The 16661-nt window shown below is 74.0% G+C and carries 12 protein-coding genes; 10 read left to right on the top strand and 2 right to left on the bottom strand.

From position 1 onward, the window contains the following. The first annotated feature begins 49 nt into the window (after positions 1-49). Positions 50-1150 carry a GNAT family N-acetyltransferase gene (locus tag AC0T5L_RS20815; RefSeq protein WP_476167133.1) on the top strand — a complete coding sequence of 367 codons (1101 nt, stop codon included), beginning with the start codon at positions 50-52 and terminating at the stop codon, positions 1148-1150. Between the two features lie 102 nt (positions 1151-1252). Here the strand turns inward: AC0T5L_RS20815 and AC0T5L_RS20810 are convergent, their stop codons facing one another. Further along, positions 1253-1531 carry a hypothetical protein gene (locus AC0T5L_RS20810; RefSeq protein ID WP_476167132.1) on the bottom strand — a complete coding sequence of 93 codons (279 nt, stop codon included), beginning with the start codon at positions 1529-1531 and terminating at the stop codon, positions 1253-1255. A gap of 653 nt (positions 1532-2184) precedes the next feature. Here AC0T5L_RS20810 and AC0T5L_RS20805 point away from each other — a divergent pair. Continuing rightward, on the top strand, positions 2185-2520 hold the full coding sequence (locus AC0T5L_RS20805) for a DUF485 domain-containing protein (RefSeq protein WP_476167131.1): 336 nt from the start codon (positions 2185-2187) through the stop codon (positions 2518-2520). A gap of 17 nt (positions 2521-2537) precedes the next feature. Beyond that, positions 2538-4310, top strand: a complete 1773-nt coding sequence (locus AC0T5L_RS20800; protein WP_476167175.1) for a solute symporter family protein — start codon at positions 2538-2540, stop codon at positions 4308-4310. Positions 4311-4361: 51 nt separating this feature from the next. Here the strand turns inward: AC0T5L_RS20800 and AC0T5L_RS20795 are convergent, their stop codons facing one another. Further along, positions 4362-5372 (bottom strand): hypothetical protein, encoded by a 1011-nt coding sequence (locus AC0T5L_RS20795; protein ID WP_476167130.1) that lies wholly within the window; start codon positions 5370-5372, stop codon positions 4362-4364. Between the two features lie 627 nt (positions 5373-5999). Between AC0T5L_RS20795 and AC0T5L_RS20790 the strand changes: the two genes are divergently transcribed. The 7 genes from AC0T5L_RS20790 to AC0T5L_RS20760 all read left to right on the top strand — a co-directional run bounded on the left by AC0T5L_RS20790 (position 6000) and on the right by AC0T5L_RS20760 (position 16660). Next, positions 6000-6959, top strand: a complete 960-nt coding sequence (locus AC0T5L_RS20790) for a CRISPR system precrRNA processing endoribonuclease RAMP protein Cas6 (RefSeq protein ID WP_476167129.1) — start codon at positions 6000-6002, stop codon at positions 6957-6959. Between the two features lie 511 nt (positions 6960-7470). Continuing rightward, positions 7471-9465, top strand: a complete 1995-nt coding sequence (locus tag AC0T5L_RS20785) for a hypothetical protein (protein WP_476167128.1) — start codon at positions 7471-7473, stop codon at positions 9463-9465. Beyond that, positions 9462-10145 carry a hypothetical protein gene (locus tag AC0T5L_RS20780; RefSeq protein WP_476167127.1) on the top strand — a complete coding sequence of 228 codons (684 nt, stop codon included), beginning with the start codon at positions 9462-9464 and terminating at the stop codon, positions 10143-10145. The genes AC0T5L_RS20785 and AC0T5L_RS20780 overlap by 4 nt, the downstream gene beginning before the upstream one ends. Positions 10146-10210: 65 nt before the next feature. Continuing rightward, a complete protein-coding gene (locus AC0T5L_RS20775) occupies positions 10211-12052 on the top strand; it encodes a hypothetical protein (RefSeq protein ID WP_476167174.1) in 1842 nt (613 codons plus the stop codon). After that, on the top strand, positions 12049-13680 hold the full coding sequence (locus tag AC0T5L_RS20770) for an RAMP superfamily CRISPR-associated protein (RefSeq protein ID WP_476167126.1): 1632 nt from the start codon (positions 12049-12051) through the stop codon (positions 13678-13680). The genes AC0T5L_RS20775 and AC0T5L_RS20770 overlap by 4 nt, the downstream gene beginning before the upstream one ends. Continuing rightward, positions 13677-14429 (top strand): hypothetical protein, encoded by a 753-nt coding sequence (locus AC0T5L_RS20765; RefSeq protein WP_476167125.1) that lies wholly within the window; start codon positions 13677-13679, stop codon positions 14427-14429. Before AC0T5L_RS20770 ends, AC0T5L_RS20765 begins: the two co-directional genes overlap by 4 nt. Then, on the top strand, positions 14429-16660 hold the full coding sequence (locus AC0T5L_RS20760; RefSeq protein WP_476167124.1) for a TIGR03986 family type III CRISPR-associated RAMP protein: 2232 nt from the start codon (positions 14429-14431) through the stop codon (positions 16658-16660). Before AC0T5L_RS20765 ends, AC0T5L_RS20760 begins: the two co-directional genes overlap by 1 nt. Position 16661: the final 1 nt, after the last annotated feature.

Here is a 16661-nt window from a genome sequence, read left to right as displayed (position 1 = left end):
CGTTCCGCGGCGGCGGGGCACCGCCCTTCGACTCCCCGGGAGGTCCGCGGTGAGCCTGTGGCGTATCAGGACGGTGGTCGAGGACCGCCCCGGCAGCCTCGCCCGCGTCGTCGACGCCCTGGCGGGCTGCGGCGGGAACATCATCGGCCTGTCCCTGCACACCGACCTGTCCGGTGTGGTCGACGAGTTCGTCGTGGACCTGCCCGGCGGCCACGGGCCCGCCCTGCACGCGGTCGCCGAACACAGCCCCACCGGCACGGTGACGGCCGTCCCCGCCCACAGGCGCGAGGTCGGGGACGACGTCACCCGGGCGCTGCTGCTCGCCGAACGGCTGCGGTCCCACCCCAACCGACTGCCCGACGCCCTGGCCGAACTGCTGCTGGCGGACGAGGCGTGTTGGACCAACCTGACGCATGCGCGGGAGGACGGAGAGCTGGACCCGGGCACCACCATGCTGGTGCCCGTGGGGCCGCTGCGAGGCGTCCTGGTGCGCCGGGCCTCGCATCACTTCACCTGGACCGAGTCGAGCCGAGCCGACGCGCTGGTGCGTTCGGTGGTGCCATCCACCGGGCCGGTGCCAGCGGACCGGACCGTCCGCACCGCCGAGGGCGTGGGCCTGTCCCTGCGCCAGGTGCGGGAGACCGACGCGCCCGCCCTGAGCGACCTGCACCGGCGCTGCTCGGCCGAGTCCGTGCGTAACCGTTACTTCGCCGGGATGAACGATCTGAACCCGCACATGCTGCGCGTGTTCTGCGACCCCGGGCGTGGCCTCACCCTGGCGGTGCGCCCACTGGGCGAGGAGGAGCCGGTCGCCCTCGGGCACCTGATGTACACGCTTGACCCCGGTGTGGGGGAGATCGCCTTCCTCGTGGAGGACTCCTGGCAGCGACGCGGGGTGGGCACCGCTCTGGCCCGCGCGCTGACGGTCACCGCCGCCGACTGGGGCCTGGCCGAGGTGCGCGCGGAGACCACGCTGGCCAACTCGGGAATGATGCGGATCATGCGCCGTTTCGGGGCGTCGGTGCGCATGCGGGGGACGGGGAGCCCGTACGTGCAGGCCCGGATGCCCGTGGCCGGGGCGCTCCAGGACGTGCCGGGCGGCCGGGTGCGGCGCGGCGGTCAGCTCGCGCGGCTGATGGGCCAGGACTGACGGCGGGGGCCGGCGGCCACCGGGGCGGCGCCGACCCCCGTTCGCGGTTGACGCGATGAGGTCTACTTCTGGGGGACGGGAGTCCGTTCCCCAGAAAGTCTCCTAGTTGGACTCGCTGTCTGCGGCCTCGTCATCGCTCTGGGCGCGCTCGGCGGGCGTGGTGGACGCAGCCTTCTTGGTGGTGCGACGCTTCTTCACCGGACGCGAGTAGTCGACGAGGGGCTCCAAACGGGCCTCGTGCTCCTTGAAGCAGTCGGCGCACGCGTCGACCTCGCGGACGGTGCCCTCCCAGGCGAACTGGATGACCTCGCTCGCCTCGACCTTCTCCTCACGGACGGCGTGGGGATCGCAGTACTTGAGCGTGAAGACCTCGGTGACCACGGCGGGGATTTCCCTTCGGTATCGCGTGAACAGAGCGGACCCCGTAATCATACACCTGTACGAAAGCGTAAACCGGCTGCAAGCCGGATGTTCCGTCACGGGTTCGGGGTCGCCCAGAAGCCTAGCGAAGTTTCGGAAGGCCTGTGCGCTCATGCCCGGTCTGCACGTACGGATGACCAGGGGGTCCGCGCGCGGTCGCGACGCCGATGCTTCCGGGCCCCTGTGATCCCCGTGACCCCCGCCGGCGGAGCCGGCGCCGTTCCGAAGGCGCGAAAAGCGGTGCGGCGTTATGGCGCAGGGTGTTTGCTTTCCCCTTCTTCGTCCGTTTTTCGGAGCCGGTCCGTGCCATTCCTGTAAGTCGATTTGTGCGTTTGGTGAACACAGAGCTGAAGGCGTCACTAGGGTATTGCCCAATCCGGGGGGAACCGCCGAGTTCGGCCCGTCCGCCCGGAGGGACCCGCGGCGGCGCCCTTCGGCGAGCCCGGGGAAACAGCGGATGCCGTGGGGGAGCGGTGTCCGAAGGAGCGGTCAGGGGGAGGGTCGTGGTCGAGTATATGGAGGGCACGTACAGAAGGCGTGCCGACGGGCCGGGGGAGACATCCAGCTCAGGGGTGAGCTGGTCCGTGGCGGGGCGGGGGCGTACGCGGACCGACATGGCGCAGGCCTGCGAGCGCGTGTCGGTCGATCCGCGTTTCGTGAAACTCCGCAGGAGGTTCGCACTCCAGGCCGGTGCGCTGGTCTCGGTATTCCTGACCAGTTACCTTTCCTATCTGCTGCTCTCGGTGCACGCGCGTGATTTCATGAGTACGCAGCTCACGGATTCGGTGAACGTGGCGCTGGCCATGGGAATCGGACAGTTCCTGTTGACGTTCGCCCTCGCCTGGACGTTCGGCCGTTCGGCCGAGCGCTCACTGGACCCGCTCGCCCGGGAGATCCGTGAACAGGCCCGTTACGAGGGGGCCGCCGACAGGACGGCGGTGCGCCGATGACCGCCGCCAGAGAGAACATGGGCGGTGCCGTCACGGGGGACGGCACCGCCCCGGACACGTTCGGCGATCCGTTGATCTCCGCCGATCCGCTGAGCACCCTGGGCAGTGCCCTGGGAGGCCAGTTCGGCGCCACGCACGCCTGGACGATCGGGCTGTGCGCCCTGTTCGTCCTGGTCACCCTGGCCATCACCATCCGCGCCCGGCGCACCACCCGGGACGCGGTCGACTTCTACGCGGGCGGACGCGGTTTCTCCAGCGCCCAGAACGGGCTCGCCCTGACCGGCGACTACCTGTCCGCCGCCTCGTTCCTGGGCATCGCCGGGATGATCTCCCTCCAGGGCTACGACGGGTTCCTGTACTCCATCGGCTTTCTGGTCGCCTGGCTGCTGGTGCTGCCGATGGCCCAGTTGGTGCGCAACACCGGCCGCTTCACCATGGCTGACCTGCCAGCCTTCCGCATGCGCCGGATGCGGGTGCGCCTGGCATGTACCGTCTCCACCGTCACCGTCTGTGTGTTCTACCTGGTAGCGCAGATGGTGGGCGCGGGCGCGCTGGTCGCGGTCCTGATCGGCCTGCACGACGGCGGGAACTTCCTGGGGATGAGCGCCGACCACGCCCGCACCGGCGCGATCGTGCTCGTGGGCGTGCTGATGATCGTCTACGTCATGTACGGCGGTATGAAGGCCGCCACCTGGTTGCAGATCATCAAGGCGGTCGCGCTGCTGACCGTGACCGGGCTGCTGACCGTGCTGGTACTGGCCCTGTTCTCCTTCGATCCGCGCGTCCTGTTCAGCGAGGCGGCCGAGGCCAGCGGTTACGGCCAGGCCTTCCTGGAGCCGGGGCTGCGCTTCGGGGCGGAGGTGTCGGGCGATCCCGCCCGGACCCTGTTCAACAAGCTCGACCTCATCAGTCTCGGGCTGGCCCTGGTCTTGGGCACGGTCGCGCTGCCGCACGTCCTCATCCGCTTCTACACCGTGACCGACGGGCGGTCGGCGCGCACGTCGGTCAACCGCACCATCGTCATGGTCGGCGCCTTCTATCTGATGATGCTGGCGCTGGGCTTCGGCGCCGCCGCCCTGGTCGGTTCTGAGCGCATCGCGGCCATGGACCCCTCCGGCAACACCGCCGTGCCGATGCTCGCCGAGGAGCTGGGACGCCTGACCGCCGGTCCGGTGGGCGCGGCCGTGCTGCTCGCGCTGGTCTCGGCGGTCGCGCTGGCCACCATCCTCGCCGTCGTCGCCAGCCTCACCCTGGCCTCGTCCTCCTCCGTCGCGCACGACCTGTTCGGCCACATCCTCATGTGGGGACGCCCACGCGAGTCGCAGGAGATGGGGGCCGCACGCCTGTCCGCCTGCCTGATCGGAGGCGTGGCCATCCTGCTGGCCGTCCAGGCCCGGGAGCAGAACGTGGCCTTCCTGGTGGGGCTGGCCTTCGCCATCGCGGCCGCCGCCAACCTTCCGGTCATCGTGCTCACCATGTTCTGGAGGCGCTTCAACACACAGGGCGTGGAATGGGGTGTCTACGGCGGGCTCTCGGCCACCCTGTTGCTGATGCTGCTGTCTCCGGTGATGTCGGGCAGGACCGACCCGGTGACCGGAGAGAGCCTGTCGGTGCTGCCCCCCTGGATCGACATCCAGCTCTTCCCGATGGAGAACCCGGCGCTGTTGGCGGTGCCGGTCGGCTTCGCGTGCGCGGTCGCGGGCAGCCTGCTCTCGTCCGAGCGCGACACCGCCCGGTTCACCGAACTGCGGGTGCGCTCCCTGACCGGCTGGGGCGCCGACCGGGACTGAACGCCACGGGCCGGGAGGGAAGAGGCCCGGGGCCCGGGGCCCGTCCCGGGATCAGTGCTCCGGTCCCGACTCGGCCATGGCTCGTGCCAGTTCGCGCAGCAGCCCGGGGATCCGGGGCGCGTTGCGGGCGATCTGGTCCCAGGAGCGCGCTGTCTGGTCGATACGTTTGCGCGTGGTCGGTTCCCCGGTGCCCCGTTTGGCGCTGCGCCTGTCCTCCCTGCGGAAGGAGGCGGTGACCGCCCAGAAGGCCGCTGCCACCAGCGGGCGGAACACGCCGCGGCCGCGCACCCGCAGTACGGCCTCCACCGACCAGCGGCCGTCATCCCCCACGGTGGGGGCCAGCCAGGCGTTGACCTCGGCCAAGGCGTGCGTGGCGTGCAGACGGGCGGGGGAGGCTTCCCGGTCACCGGCCAGCGCCGCGTACCAGGCGTCCGTGTCGATCCGCAGGGTGCCGTCGGCCGACCGCAGCCAGGGACTGCGCCCGGGAACGCGCACATGGCCGGTCCAGGTCAGGAGCTCGGCCGGCGCGTCGTGGGTGACGGTTCCCCAGGTCACGGGAGTCTCGTTCGCGCCGACGGTGTCGGGCATGGCGAAGTCGACCGAGGAGGTGCCCGCCTCGTCCCAGGAGGTGATGGTCAGGCCGGTGCTGCTCCAGCCCTTCTCCGCGTCGTCGGCCGGATCGACGGGCACGCCCTCCGGGGACAGCTCGGCGACGACATAGTGGCTGCGGGGGGCCAGGTGCCGTCCTCTCTGTAGCTGGAGCGCCGTCCTGGAGGCCGTCACGGCCAGCTCGTCGACCGGTGTGTCGGTGGAGCCGTCCCGCAGCTGTTCGGCGGCTTCCCGCCGCTTCTGCCGCAGCCGTTCGGCCTCCTCCTGGTCGATCAGCCCGATCTCGTCGGCGCGCCGCTCCAGGCGCTGCCAGGTCTCGTCGTCGGGGGTGAGAAGCCAGCCCCGTCCGTCGAAGCGGCAGCTCCGGACGACCCCGTGCAGGGCGGAGACGATCCGCGCGACCACCTCCCTGTCCACTGCGGTGATGTCGAAGGTGTGGCTCAGGCGCGGCACGGCGTCTCCGGGGTCGTGGTTCGGTGGTCGTGACGTGGTTCGGGGAGCGGAGCGGCTGAGGAGGGCGCGCTCCGTGTACGCGTGGACCAGCGTACGCACACGCGGCCGCCGGTTGCCTCCGCGGTCCTTCGCCGCCGGTCCGACCGGCAGGTGCGGGCCGAGGCCGGTGACCGGGCCGTCCACGGCCAGTATCCGAACCCTTGTACGGCTTTCGGGAGATGGGCACAATGGCGTGCATGACCGGGTACGTCGCGCTGCCGCGCGGAATCAACGTCGGCGTGCACCGCCGTATCGCCATGGCAGGCCCGGGGCACTGCTCGGCGGGCTCGGCTACCGTGGCGCCACCGCCCACGCACGGAGCGGGAACGCGGTGTTCACCGCCGAGGAGGCCGACCCCCCGCCGTCGCCGACCCGGCCGAACCCCTCGTCCTGCTTCTGTTCTCGCGCTCCGGACGCCGGGGGGCCTCGCGGGGATCGAGCCCTCCCCGTGTCCACAGGAGCGCATGGCGGCGCCCGGAGCTGCCGCGAACGGTGGCCGCCGGGCTCCGCGACTGTCCGAGAGGAGTCCTCGGTGGACCGAGGACGAGGACGGCGCGCATCCGGACGCCGTCACGACCATGTGAAGGGGTGGTGCCCGTGCCGAGGCGGTGGACCGTGATCCTGCGGGACCTGGCGGACACGGCGCGGCCGATCCGGCCCGAGGACTGCCACGGGCTGCTCAACCGCTGGTGGCCGCAGTCCCCGGAGGAGCACGCGGCGGCCAAGCGGTGGGCCATGAACGGCTGGCCCTCGCCCCTGGGCGACCGGACGCACCACTGGACGCTCACCTGGCTGGACGACGACACCCCGCCCCCGCTGTCGCCGGAGGAGCTGGTCGGCGACCCGCAGCGCATCGGCGACCACCTACTGGTACCGCTCTCGGTGACCCGCACCTTCGACCGCACCTACACCCAGATGCTCACCGAGCCGCGATCCCCCTCCGCCGTGCGCTCGGCGGAGGTACGCAGCCAGACCCCCGTCGTCATGACCACCCGCGACGCCGCCGGTGAGCGCATCCCGCACATCTGGCCCAGCCCGCGCCGCCTCTTCGGTGCCGTGCACCGCTCCGGTGGCGGGATCGTGGGCGGTAGCGGGGCGGTGGGCGCCGTGGCCCGGTTCGCGTCGCCGGTGCTCGCCGAGCCCTGGCTGGAGATGGTGCTCGACGGCCTGGCCCGGGTACGCCGCGCGCCCCTGCCCGGCGAGGACGTGCGGCTGGCGGAGCATCACCACACCGACAACCGCACCGTGCTCGGCTGGCACGGCGGACTGCGTCTGGACCTGGCCGGGGGTGAGCGCCGCCACACCGACGCCTTCGTGACCCTCCTGGAGCTGCTGGAGCTGGCCGGTGCCGGCAAGTACACGGCCCAGGGCTTCGGCTCCGTGCGGGTGGACACGGTGACCAGCGGCCGGCCGTCCGCCGGTGTGCCCGCGCAGCGCTCCCGCCGGGGCCCGCACCGTGTCTCCCGCCGCGCCTCGCAGCGTGTGGGGGAACCCCGTGCCCGCGCCGTCGCCGAGACCGAGGAGTTCGGAGGAGCCCTGTTCGACTGAACCGCGCCTCCGCCCGCCGGGGACGGCGGGCGGGAATCGGCGCCCCGCGCGGGGCGCCGCCACCGCTGGCTCCCGTCCCGTGGACGGGGACGGGAGCCAGCGCGTGCGCTCACTGGAGGGGGAGCCGCTCCTGTGTGGCCTGGTCCGCGCTCTGGTCCCTGAGCGCGCGGGCCAGGCCACGCAGGTGCGGCACAAGCTTCCGGGGGGTGAGGGGCGGTGTGTCGGTGGCGGGGGCGGACGGGGCGCGACGCCTTCGCGCGACCGTTTCGAAGGGGTGAGGGGCCATGGGGAGACCTCCAAGCCAGGGACGGGTCCGTGCATTCAGCTCTCTCGGACAGCGCGTCACCGCCCGGGCGGAAGCTGGCAGCGCGGTGGCACGGGAGGCGTGCTCCGGGGAAGGAGGGAGGACTGGTACGGTCCGGGGCTGGTATCGGTGGTATTCGACGACCGTTGGCGGAGAGCACCGTCCGAGAGAGGTCAGCGGATGCCCGTTCCCGCACGGTCCCATGCCATGACCCGCATCGCACGTCCCGCTGAGAAGGAGCCCGACACGGTGGCCTTCGCCCCCGAGCAGCACCGCCCTCCCGGGGCCGGACCGGGGGGACCGCCGTCCAGCGGTGTGGTGGTCGGCGTCGACCTGCGCGGCATCCAGGCCTACGTGTACAGCGGTCGGCGCATCCTGGACGCGGTCGGGCGCGCCGCCCTGGTAGCGGAGCTGACCGACACCTCCGACGCCGAGCACGGGATCGCCGACCTGGTACCGCCGGACTGCGTGGTGCTGCGTGACGCCGGAGGGGCGCTCACGGCGGTCTTTCCGGACACGGCGTCGGCACGCGAGTTCACCGCCCGCTACACCCGCCGTCTGCGCGACCGCGCCGGCGGCCTGACCCCCGTGGTCGCGCACGTGCCCTACGGTCCCCGCCCGCAGCCCCGGACCACGGGGGTTCCCGAGACCACCGGGGCCGGCGGTCCGGCGTCCGAAAGACGTGCCGAGTGCGGCGGGGCGTCCTCAGCACCGCGGGGTGGGCAGGACGCTTCCCCGTCCGGAGTGGACGAAGCGCTGGCCGCGCTGCCGGTGCGGCTGCGCGAGGCACGGCGATACATGTCGGCCCTGCACACCCCCGCCCACGGGTACGGGATCACCGCCGTGTGCTCCGTCAGCGGCGGCCCCGCCGAGTCGGTGGACAGCAGCCGCGCCCAGGACGACAACGCCGGAGTCAACGAACGGGTGGCCGCCGACGTGGCGCGAGCCCGGGGGATCGGTCGGCGCTGGCACCGCGCCCACAGTTCCGCCTGGCTCGCCGACGCCGTCACCGCCACCGGCGCGCCCTCCCTCACCCTGCCGATGGAGGTCGACCGGCTGGGCCGCGAGCACGGCGGTGTCAGCCGTGTCGCGGTCGTGCACATCGACGTCAACGGCCTCGGCGCCATTCTGGGCGACTACCGCGAACGCGCCGGGGACCCGGGCGTGCCCGGATCCGGCGCGCTGGCCCAGCGGCACCTGTCCACCCGCGTCTCCGGGGTCACCGAAGGGCTGGCCCGCGTCCTGGCCCGCGCCGTCGCGGCCACCGTCCACGCCGCGCCCGGCCGACGCCCGGTCATCCACGGCACCGGCACCGCCGGACCCGTCGCCCTCCACCACGTGCCCCCCGGGCCCGTGGGAGTGCCGGTGCGCCCCATAGTGGTCGCCGGGGACGACCTCACCGTCCTGTGCGACGCCCGGCTCGCCCTGAGCCTGGTGCGCTACGCGTTCGACTGGTTGGACGTCGACCCCGTGGCCGTCGGCGACCCCCGCGACCCCCGTGTGGGCCTGCACCGCGCGCTCGCGAAGGCCCACGGTGACCGCCCCGGCGGCCGTACCGTCACCGGCCCTGACGGGGCCACGCACACCACGTTCGTGCCCACGGTCGGGGCGGGCGTCGCCGTCCAGCCGGTCGGCGCACCACTGTCACTGGGCTACGACCTGTGCGAGGCGATGTGCCGCCGCGCCAAGCAGCACCGGCTCCAGCTCGCCGAAGACGATCCCGGCGCCCCCGACGAGCACGCCGTGGCCTGGACGACGCGCTTCGACGGGGTCGACCGGGTCCTGCGCCGCCTCGACCAGGCCCGTCAGGCGCCCAGCCCGCGGACCGAGCTGCCGCTGACCGGGACGGGGTTCACCCGGTTTCTGGACCGCTACCTGTCCGCGACGGCCCCGGGCAGCCTGCTCGCCGGCGGCGGGACCTGCCACCGGGGCTGGCTGGTCTCCACACTGGTTCCCCTGCTGGAGTCGGGTGCCGACCCCGGCCCCGAACTCGCCCGCCGCGCCCACGCGACCGGGGGCCCCGTCGAGCTGCCCCGGGGCTGGACGCCCGGCGGGCTGCTCGACGCGGTCGAGGTGGTGGACCTGCACCTGGACCCCGGCCTGGCGGCGGCTCTCGAACCCCGCCGGCCCCAACCACAAGGGCGGACAGGGGCCGGCGGCCCACTTGTCCGGGCGGCCCGTCCGGGGAGCGCACCCCGATGAGCCGCCCGGACGGCATCGTGGTGTACCTGGCGTCGCCGGCGCTGTTCGTCGGCGCCAGTGCGGACGGCACGGGCGCCGACACCGACGTGGTCACCGACGAGCACGGCCTGCCCCACCTGCCCCGCCACCGCCTCGCCGCGCGACTGCGCGCCGGTGCGGCCAGAGCTCTGGCGGTGGCGCCCGAGCTGGCCGGTGCCCGCGACGCGGTCTTCGGCCGGGGGAGCTCCCACGGAGCGGACCGGATACTGCGGGTGGGCCACGCCGTCCTGAGCGACCAGGTGCGCGTGACGGTCGCCCGCGCGCTCGCCGGCCGCGCCGAACCGGTGCGCTCCGCCTTGCGCCGGGCGGTCACCGACGCCTACACCACCCTGGAGTCGGGGACCGAGGTCGGTCCGGACGGGGCCCCCGAACCGGGCCGTCTGCGCACCCACCGTGTGCTCCTGCCGGGGCTGACCCTCACCGCCGCGCTGACCTGGGCGGCCCCGCCGCGGGAGGAGCACTGGCGGCTGCTGGCCCGCGCCTGCCTGGCCACCACCCGGATCGGGCTCCGGGGCACACGCGGCCGGGGCAGGGTGGACGTGCGCCTGGCCGGCCCCGGCGACACCGACCCGCACGCCGTGACCCTGCGCCTGGCCACGCCGGTGGACAGGCGCGGGGACCGGGAAGAGACACCAGGGTGAGCACCCCTTCCCCCGACACACACGCGGCGCCCGGACCTGTCGCTCCCGCGGCACGGCGCGCGCCCGTGGACGGCCTCGCGGTGAGCGGCTACCTTCCCCTGCGCTTCGTCCTCACCGACACCCTGGCCGTGCGCACCTCCTTCGACCCGCTGCGCATCGACTCCGAGCACACCATCAGCGGGCGCGCCCAGCGCGGCATGCTCGCCGCCGTTCTCCGGCGCGCGGGCCGCGACCGTGAACTCCACGACTGGGTGGCCCGGGGCGAACGGGTTCGCTTCGCCCCCGCCCACCCCCGGCTGGAACCGGGTGCCGACCCCGGCCTCCCCGGCCTCCCCCGCCGGGCCGCCGTCGCCTACCCTGCCCCCGCCTACCTCTACACCCCGGGCAAGAACGGCGACACCACCGTCGACGTCTTCGGTGACACCGACCCCGCCACGCCCTACCGCGCGGTCCGCGGCCCCCTCACCACCGACCGCTCCCTGCGCGCCGCCGTACGCACCACCGCCGAGCAGTACCTCGGCCGTCTCCGTACCGGTGAGGCCACCCGGAGCACCCCCTTCTTCACCACCAGCGTCGACCCCGGCCAGGTCTTCGAGGCCCGCTGGCAGCTGCGCGCCCCCGACCACGCCTCCCTCCGGCGGCTCGCCGAGGACGTCGCCGCCCTGCTCGCCGAGGCCGACGGCACCCTCACCCTCGGCTCCGGAGGAACCCGTGCCCACGGCAGCGTCCGCGTGGCCCCCGTCGACCCCGACCGCCCCTTGTCGCTGGACCGGGTCGAACCCGTGCACGCGCGCTCATGGGCGGCCGGGTCACCCGTCGACCTGCTCCTGCTCTCCCCGGCACTGCTGGTCGGTGCCGACGGCCAGGCCAGCCCCCGCGCCCTGGTGCCCGCCGTGCTCGACCTCCTGGCCCGACGCCTGCCCGGCGTGGGCGCACACGTTCTGGCCAGCCACGTGGAGGCCGAGCTCGTCGGCGCCTACCATCGCGGCTACCGAGGGCCCATGGCCCAGCGCTGGGCCGCCCGCCCCGGCTCGGTGGTCCGCCTGAGACTGGACAGCGATCTGACCACCGGCCAGGCCCGCGATCTGGAGGCGCACCCCCTGGGCGAGCGAGTGGTGGACGGCCACGGCCAGTTCACCCTGCTGTGCCCGCCCCCGCCCGGCCCCGAACCCCTCGCACCCGTGGCCGTTCCCCTCGCGGGCCGTGAGCCGGGCGCAGTCACCCTCCCCGGCGGGCGTGCCCTCCCAGCCGCGGAGCCCTTCCGCCCGGAGCAGGACGGCCAACTGCGTTCCCTCTACGACGAACTCCTGTGGAACGCCGCCGCCCAGCCCGTCCGCGACCACGCCCGTGTCCTGGTCCGGGACTCGGCGCACTGGCTGGGCCCGCTCACGCCCAACCTGCTGGACCGCCTGCGCGAGGTCGCCGCCCATCCCCACCACACCCCCGAGGGCGCCCTGGCCGCCCTCGAACACATCGTCGCGGGCCACCCGCCCAGCCACACGGGTGCCGATCCCGAAGGTGCCCACAAGGTCCTGCACGACCGTGCCGTACGCGCCCTGGCCCGCGCCCGCCTGGTCCGTCCCGGAAGCCGGAGCCCCGTCACCGTCCAGTCCTGGTTGGAGGGGCTGTCCGGCCGGACAACAGCCGCCTGGTGGTCCGCCAACCGTCCCGACCCCGGGCACGGCCCCGCCTACGCCCGCGCGATCGCGGCCGTGGACCTGTCCCTGTCCGATGGCCTGCCACCCGCAGACCACGCCAGCGGCCTCTCCGCGCACGCCCGTGAATGGGAGCGACGCGCCGCTCCCCGCCTCGCCCTGGCCCTGGTCTCCTCCTGGCTAGCCGAGTCCGCCCGTGTCCTGCGAGCCGAACAGGACGGGGGACGTCCCGACGGGGGAGGCCCCAAGTGAGCGGCGAACCCGCCGGGCCCGAGCTGCTCTGGGAGATCGCCCTCCGGCTGTGCCTGCTCTCCGACACCCACATCGGCGCCGCGCGGTCCGCTCACCGCCACGCCGCCGAGAGCGACGTGGACCTGCATGTGGACCGCGATCCGCGTACCGGTGTGCCCCGCCTGCGCGCCACCACCCTGGCCGGGCTGCTGCGCCACGAACTCGCCGCGCGCACCGGCGACCCCGGCAGCGTCCGCGCGCTCATGGGTGCCGCGCAGGCGCGCACCGTCACCGACCAGGACGCGCCCGCCACGAGTGCCCTGGACGTGGACGACGCCCTCGCCGAGCTCCCCGAGGACACCGCGATCGCGGTCCGGGCCAGCTCCCGGGTGGACCCGGCCGCCGGCACCGTTCAGCCGGGCCGTGTCTGGCGGTGGGAGGTCCTGCCCGCGGGCACCGTCCTCACCGCGCACCTGCGCCTGCACGTGCCCGCCCCGGCGGACGAGGCACGCCTGCTCACCCTGCTGCTCCTGGCAGCCGACGGCCTGGCCGGGCCCGACGCCTCCGGGCCGGGAATCCGTGTCGGCGGCCGTACCGGCCGCGGCTACGGAGCCGTCCGCGCCACCCACTGGGCGGCGCGCCGCCACGACCTCACCGACGCACACGACTGGTTCGCCTACCACGCCCGTTCCTGGGACGAACGCTGGGAGCACGGCGCCGACGCGCTCCACGACGCCCCAGCCGACCTAGCCACCGCCCTGACCACCAGCCTGCGCGCCTCCGGCCGCACGGCGACCGCCGCTCATGTGGCCGCCCGCACCGACCAGCCCGATCACCGCCACCGCGCCGAACTCCACCTGACCCTGGCCGCCGCGGAGCGGCCCGACCCCACCGGCCCGCTGAGTGAGCTCCGCCCGGGACTGCTCATGGTCGGCGACGCTCCCGCACCCGAGAGGCTCGGCGAGGTGGACCGGGCACACCGGTACCGTCCCGCCGTCACCGACCCGGACAAGGCCACCGTCCACCTTGCCCCGGTCCTCGGTGACACCGCGCTGTTCGCCCTGTTCAAGCGGATCGGCGGCCGCTTGGCCCGGGACGCCGCCGAACACCTGGGCGCCTCACCCGACCACTGGCGGGGCTGGCATGAGCGCTGGTGGGGGGCGGACAACGACCACCGCGGCCGCCCGCGACCCTCCCGCGTCCGGCTGCGTACCATCCCCGTCATCAACGGCGGCGCGCCCCTGACCACCACCCGCCTGACCGTGGACGCCCTGTTCGGTGACACCGTCGACGGCCACCTGTTCACCACCGACCTGCACTGCGGCGGTAGCGCCGAGGCGGTCGTGGACGTGCGCGAACCCGACGACGCGGTACGCGGCCTGCTCACCCTTCTCGTACGCGAGCTGGCCACGGTACCCTTCGACACCCTCGGCGCGGGTGCGGGCAGTGGGAACGGCCGTCTGACCGCGACCCGGGCCCACCTGACCACCCGAACCGGAGACGACGGCCCGCCGCACACGGTGGACCTGCTCACCGCCGTGTTCGAACCCGACAGTGCGGAGGCCGCCACCGCGCGCGGATGGCTGTCCTCCCTGCGCGCGGCGCTCGCTCCCGGCGACGGAGACGACACGAAGGAGGCGCCCCGGTGAACCACGAACATCCGAGCCCGCGGGGCCTGGCCGTCCGGCGTCTGACCGACGGCCAGATAGAGGCGGCCCTGACCGACGTCTTCGTCCGAGGTGAACGGTGCCGTCTGCTCGACACGGGCACCGAGGACATCCCCGGTGCCCCCGACCAGCCTCAGTGGCTGCTCGCCGAACTCGGTGACGGACGCATCACCGGGGCCTGTCCGGGCCCCTGGTGGCGTCGCTCGGACCAGCCGCCCACCGCCGACTTGTCGGCATCGCCCCTGGACCCCGGCACCGACCGCTGGCGGATCCTGGAGATCCTGGTGTTCGGCCCGCACGCGCAGATCCGCGTTGGCGAGGGCGCCGGATCCGGATGGATCAGCGCCGACGCGCCCGGGCCGCTCCCGGAGTGGCTGCGCCCGCGTGACCGCTCCTTCCTCCTCCAGGGCTGGAACGGTCCGGCGCACAGCCGCACCCTGGACGGGGCGGCGCCCCTGGCGGTGACCCGGGAGCCCTCCGGAACCCGGGCCGTGCTTCCGGTGGAGTGGTCCGACTTCTCCGGCCACCTCCGGCCCGTGCCCGGCGGCGGGAACGCCCTGGAGAGCACGGGCACCTGGTTGACCGTGCGCGAGTACTGGGCCGGCGATCCCGGAACCGGGGCGGTCGGGGTGGCCTTCCACCGGCTCACCGGTATGCGCACGGGTACCAAACCGACCGGACCGGAGTTCGACGTGGGCACCGGTGACGAGGTCCAGGGAGGGGCACACTGATGGCGGACCCGCGCGAGGTCGCCGCGCGGCTCGGCGACACACCCCTTCCGGCGCGAGGGGACGACCACTTCCACGCCACCGCGCCCTACGGGCTGGTCCGGCTCGCCGACACCCCCATGCCCGCCTCCGACCTGCACGGCGGCCACCCCACCGAAGAGCTTCTGCGCAGCCACGACCGCACTGTGGAGGGCACCCACTCGGGGTGGATCGACCTGACCCTGACCACGCTCACCCCCACCTTCGTCGGCCAGACCCTCGAACGCGGCCGGGTGAGCGCTTCCATCCGCTTCCCCCACGGCGACCGCCACCTGCCCGCCGTCCCCGGCTCCACCCTGCGCGGACTGGTCCGCCACACCGTGCGCATGCTCACCAGCGGTGAGACCGGCCCGGTCAACACCCCGATGCTGTTCTTCCGCGCACCCGTACGCATCGACCCCGACAGCACCGACAGCACCCTGTCCACCCGTGCTCGCCGGGTCATGGCCCACCAGCACTCCCACTACCGCAGGCGCCGCGCCGGGCTGCGCACCAAGCAGGGCTTCCTGTTCCACTCGAAGCCCGACGAGCGCTGGTACGTGGTCGAGGTCCCCGCCACCGCCCTGTCCAGCGAGCCCGGCCAGGCGCTCAAGGTGCCCTTCACGGTCCTGCGCGAGAGCCTGCGCACGTGGGACTTCGGGGTCGGGGAGTTCCCCGACCCGCCCAGGAGCAGCACCTACGTCCCCACCACCCACGAACAACACGGACATCTGCAGTACCGGTGGGTGTACGCCGTCCACCTGCCCGGGGAGCGGCGCGTAGCCGCCGTCGCCCCCACCGCCGAGGAGGCTCACGCCTACCTCGACGCACGCACCACCACGGACCGGGGCCTCGGCCTGGGCGGCGTGGTGCGGGCCCTGGTCGTCCTGACCGGGGTCGCCGCCGGTGAGCGCCGCAACGCCTACCTCTTCCCCCGGCCCCCGGACCTGAGCGGACGGCTGCGCGTCCCCGACGCCATGGTGGAGCTGTTCGAGTCGGCCGAGCAGGTCACCGGCTACCAGCGCGCAGCCTTCCCCGACACCCTCGGCACGGGACCGGCCGACCCCGGACGGGAACCGGTCGCCGGGGCCAGCGGTGGCGGCCTGCCCCGGCGCAGCCTCGAACCGGTCTGGTTCGACCTCGACCCCTCCGGCGCGGTGGTCTCCTTCGGGCGCTCCGGCGGCTATCGCATCGCCGTCAGCGACGACAGCCCGATCCGCCGGGCCCTGCCCGCGCCCGTCCTGGGGCCCCAGCACGGGGACCCCGACCGGGCCGCGCTGGCGGGCCGCACCGTGGACGTGTGCCGCGCCCTGTTCGGCGACACCGACACCTTCGCAGGCGAGGCCGGGGCCTCCAAGGGGCGGGTGTCGTTCGGCAGCGCGCTGAGCACCGACCCCGACCCCGACTACCCCGACGGCGCGGTGCTGCGCGTCCAGCTGCTCTCGCCCCAGCGCGGCTGCTTCGCCAACTATCTGGTGCAGGGCCCCGACGCGGCCTCGGGGGAGCGGTCCGACATCATCACGTGGTCGCACGAGGGCCGGGTACGCCTGGGTGGGTACAAGGTGTACCTGCACCGGCACCGCGCCGAACTGGGCAGTCCGGTCCGCTACGACGCGCGCGCCCGTGAGGAGCTGGGCCTGGCGGTGCTGCCGCCCGGCCCGCAGGCCGAGCCGCCCCGTGACACCCAGCGCGACATCGTCCCCCTTCGCGATGGCCTCACCTTTCGCTCTCGTATCACCTTCACCAACCTCACCGACGGTGAACTCGGTGTGCTGCTGCGCGCCCTGCTGCTCGACAACCCGGTGGACGGAGGAGACCCCGCCGATCCTGAGCACGCCCACAAGATCGGTATGGGCAAGTCGCTGGGCATGGGCAGTGTGCACCTGCGCCCGGAGCTGTACCTGGTGGACCGGCGCGCCCGCGCACTGGACCCGTCTCCGGACGCCGGAGTCGCGCGTGTCGGCGGCGACCGTGTCCAGGGGTTCCTGGACGCGTTCGCCGCAGCGCTGACGGACAGGCGCCTGCCGGGCGGCTCCTCCGCCGAGCGGTGGCGGGAGGTGGAGCAGGCTGTGGACGTGTGCCTGGCCAGCCGGTGGCGCGGCCGCCTGCCCTGGGGGGAGACCGCGGTGATGTCGCTGCGCGAGTTCGCCGAGTATCCGGTGCTGCCCCCGCTGACCCGGCGGTTCCGCGACGCCGGGCGGTCCGGGCGGGTGTGAC

It is taken from the genome of Nocardiopsis sp. TRM 82005 (genome assembly GCF_056312425.1).
This window is presented reverse-complemented; position numbering and strand designations above follow the sequence as displayed.

What these genes read in the sequence shown, in the direction of transcription:
- AC0T5L_RS20805 (WP_476167131.1), top strand. Translation starts at nt 2,185, where the DNA reads ATGGCGCAGGCCTGCGAGCGCGTGTCGGTCGATCCGCGTTTCGTGAAA.
- AC0T5L_RS20800 (WP_476167175.1), top strand. Translation starts at nt 2,538, where the DNA reads ATGGGCGGTGCCGTCACGGGGGACGGCACCGCCCCGGACACGTTCGGC.
- AC0T5L_RS20785 (WP_476167128.1), top strand. Translation starts at nt 7,471, where the DNA reads ATGACCCGCATCGCACGTCCCGCTGAGAAGGAGCCCGACACGGTGGCC.
- AC0T5L_RS20780 (WP_476167127.1), top strand. Translation starts at nt 9,462, where the DNA reads ATGAGCCGCCCGGACGGCATCGTGGTGTACCTGGCGTCGCCGGCGCTG.
- AC0T5L_RS20760 (WP_476167124.1), top strand. Translation starts at nt 14,429, where the DNA reads ATGGCGGACCCGCGCGAGGTCGCCGCGCGGCTCGGCGACACACCCCTT.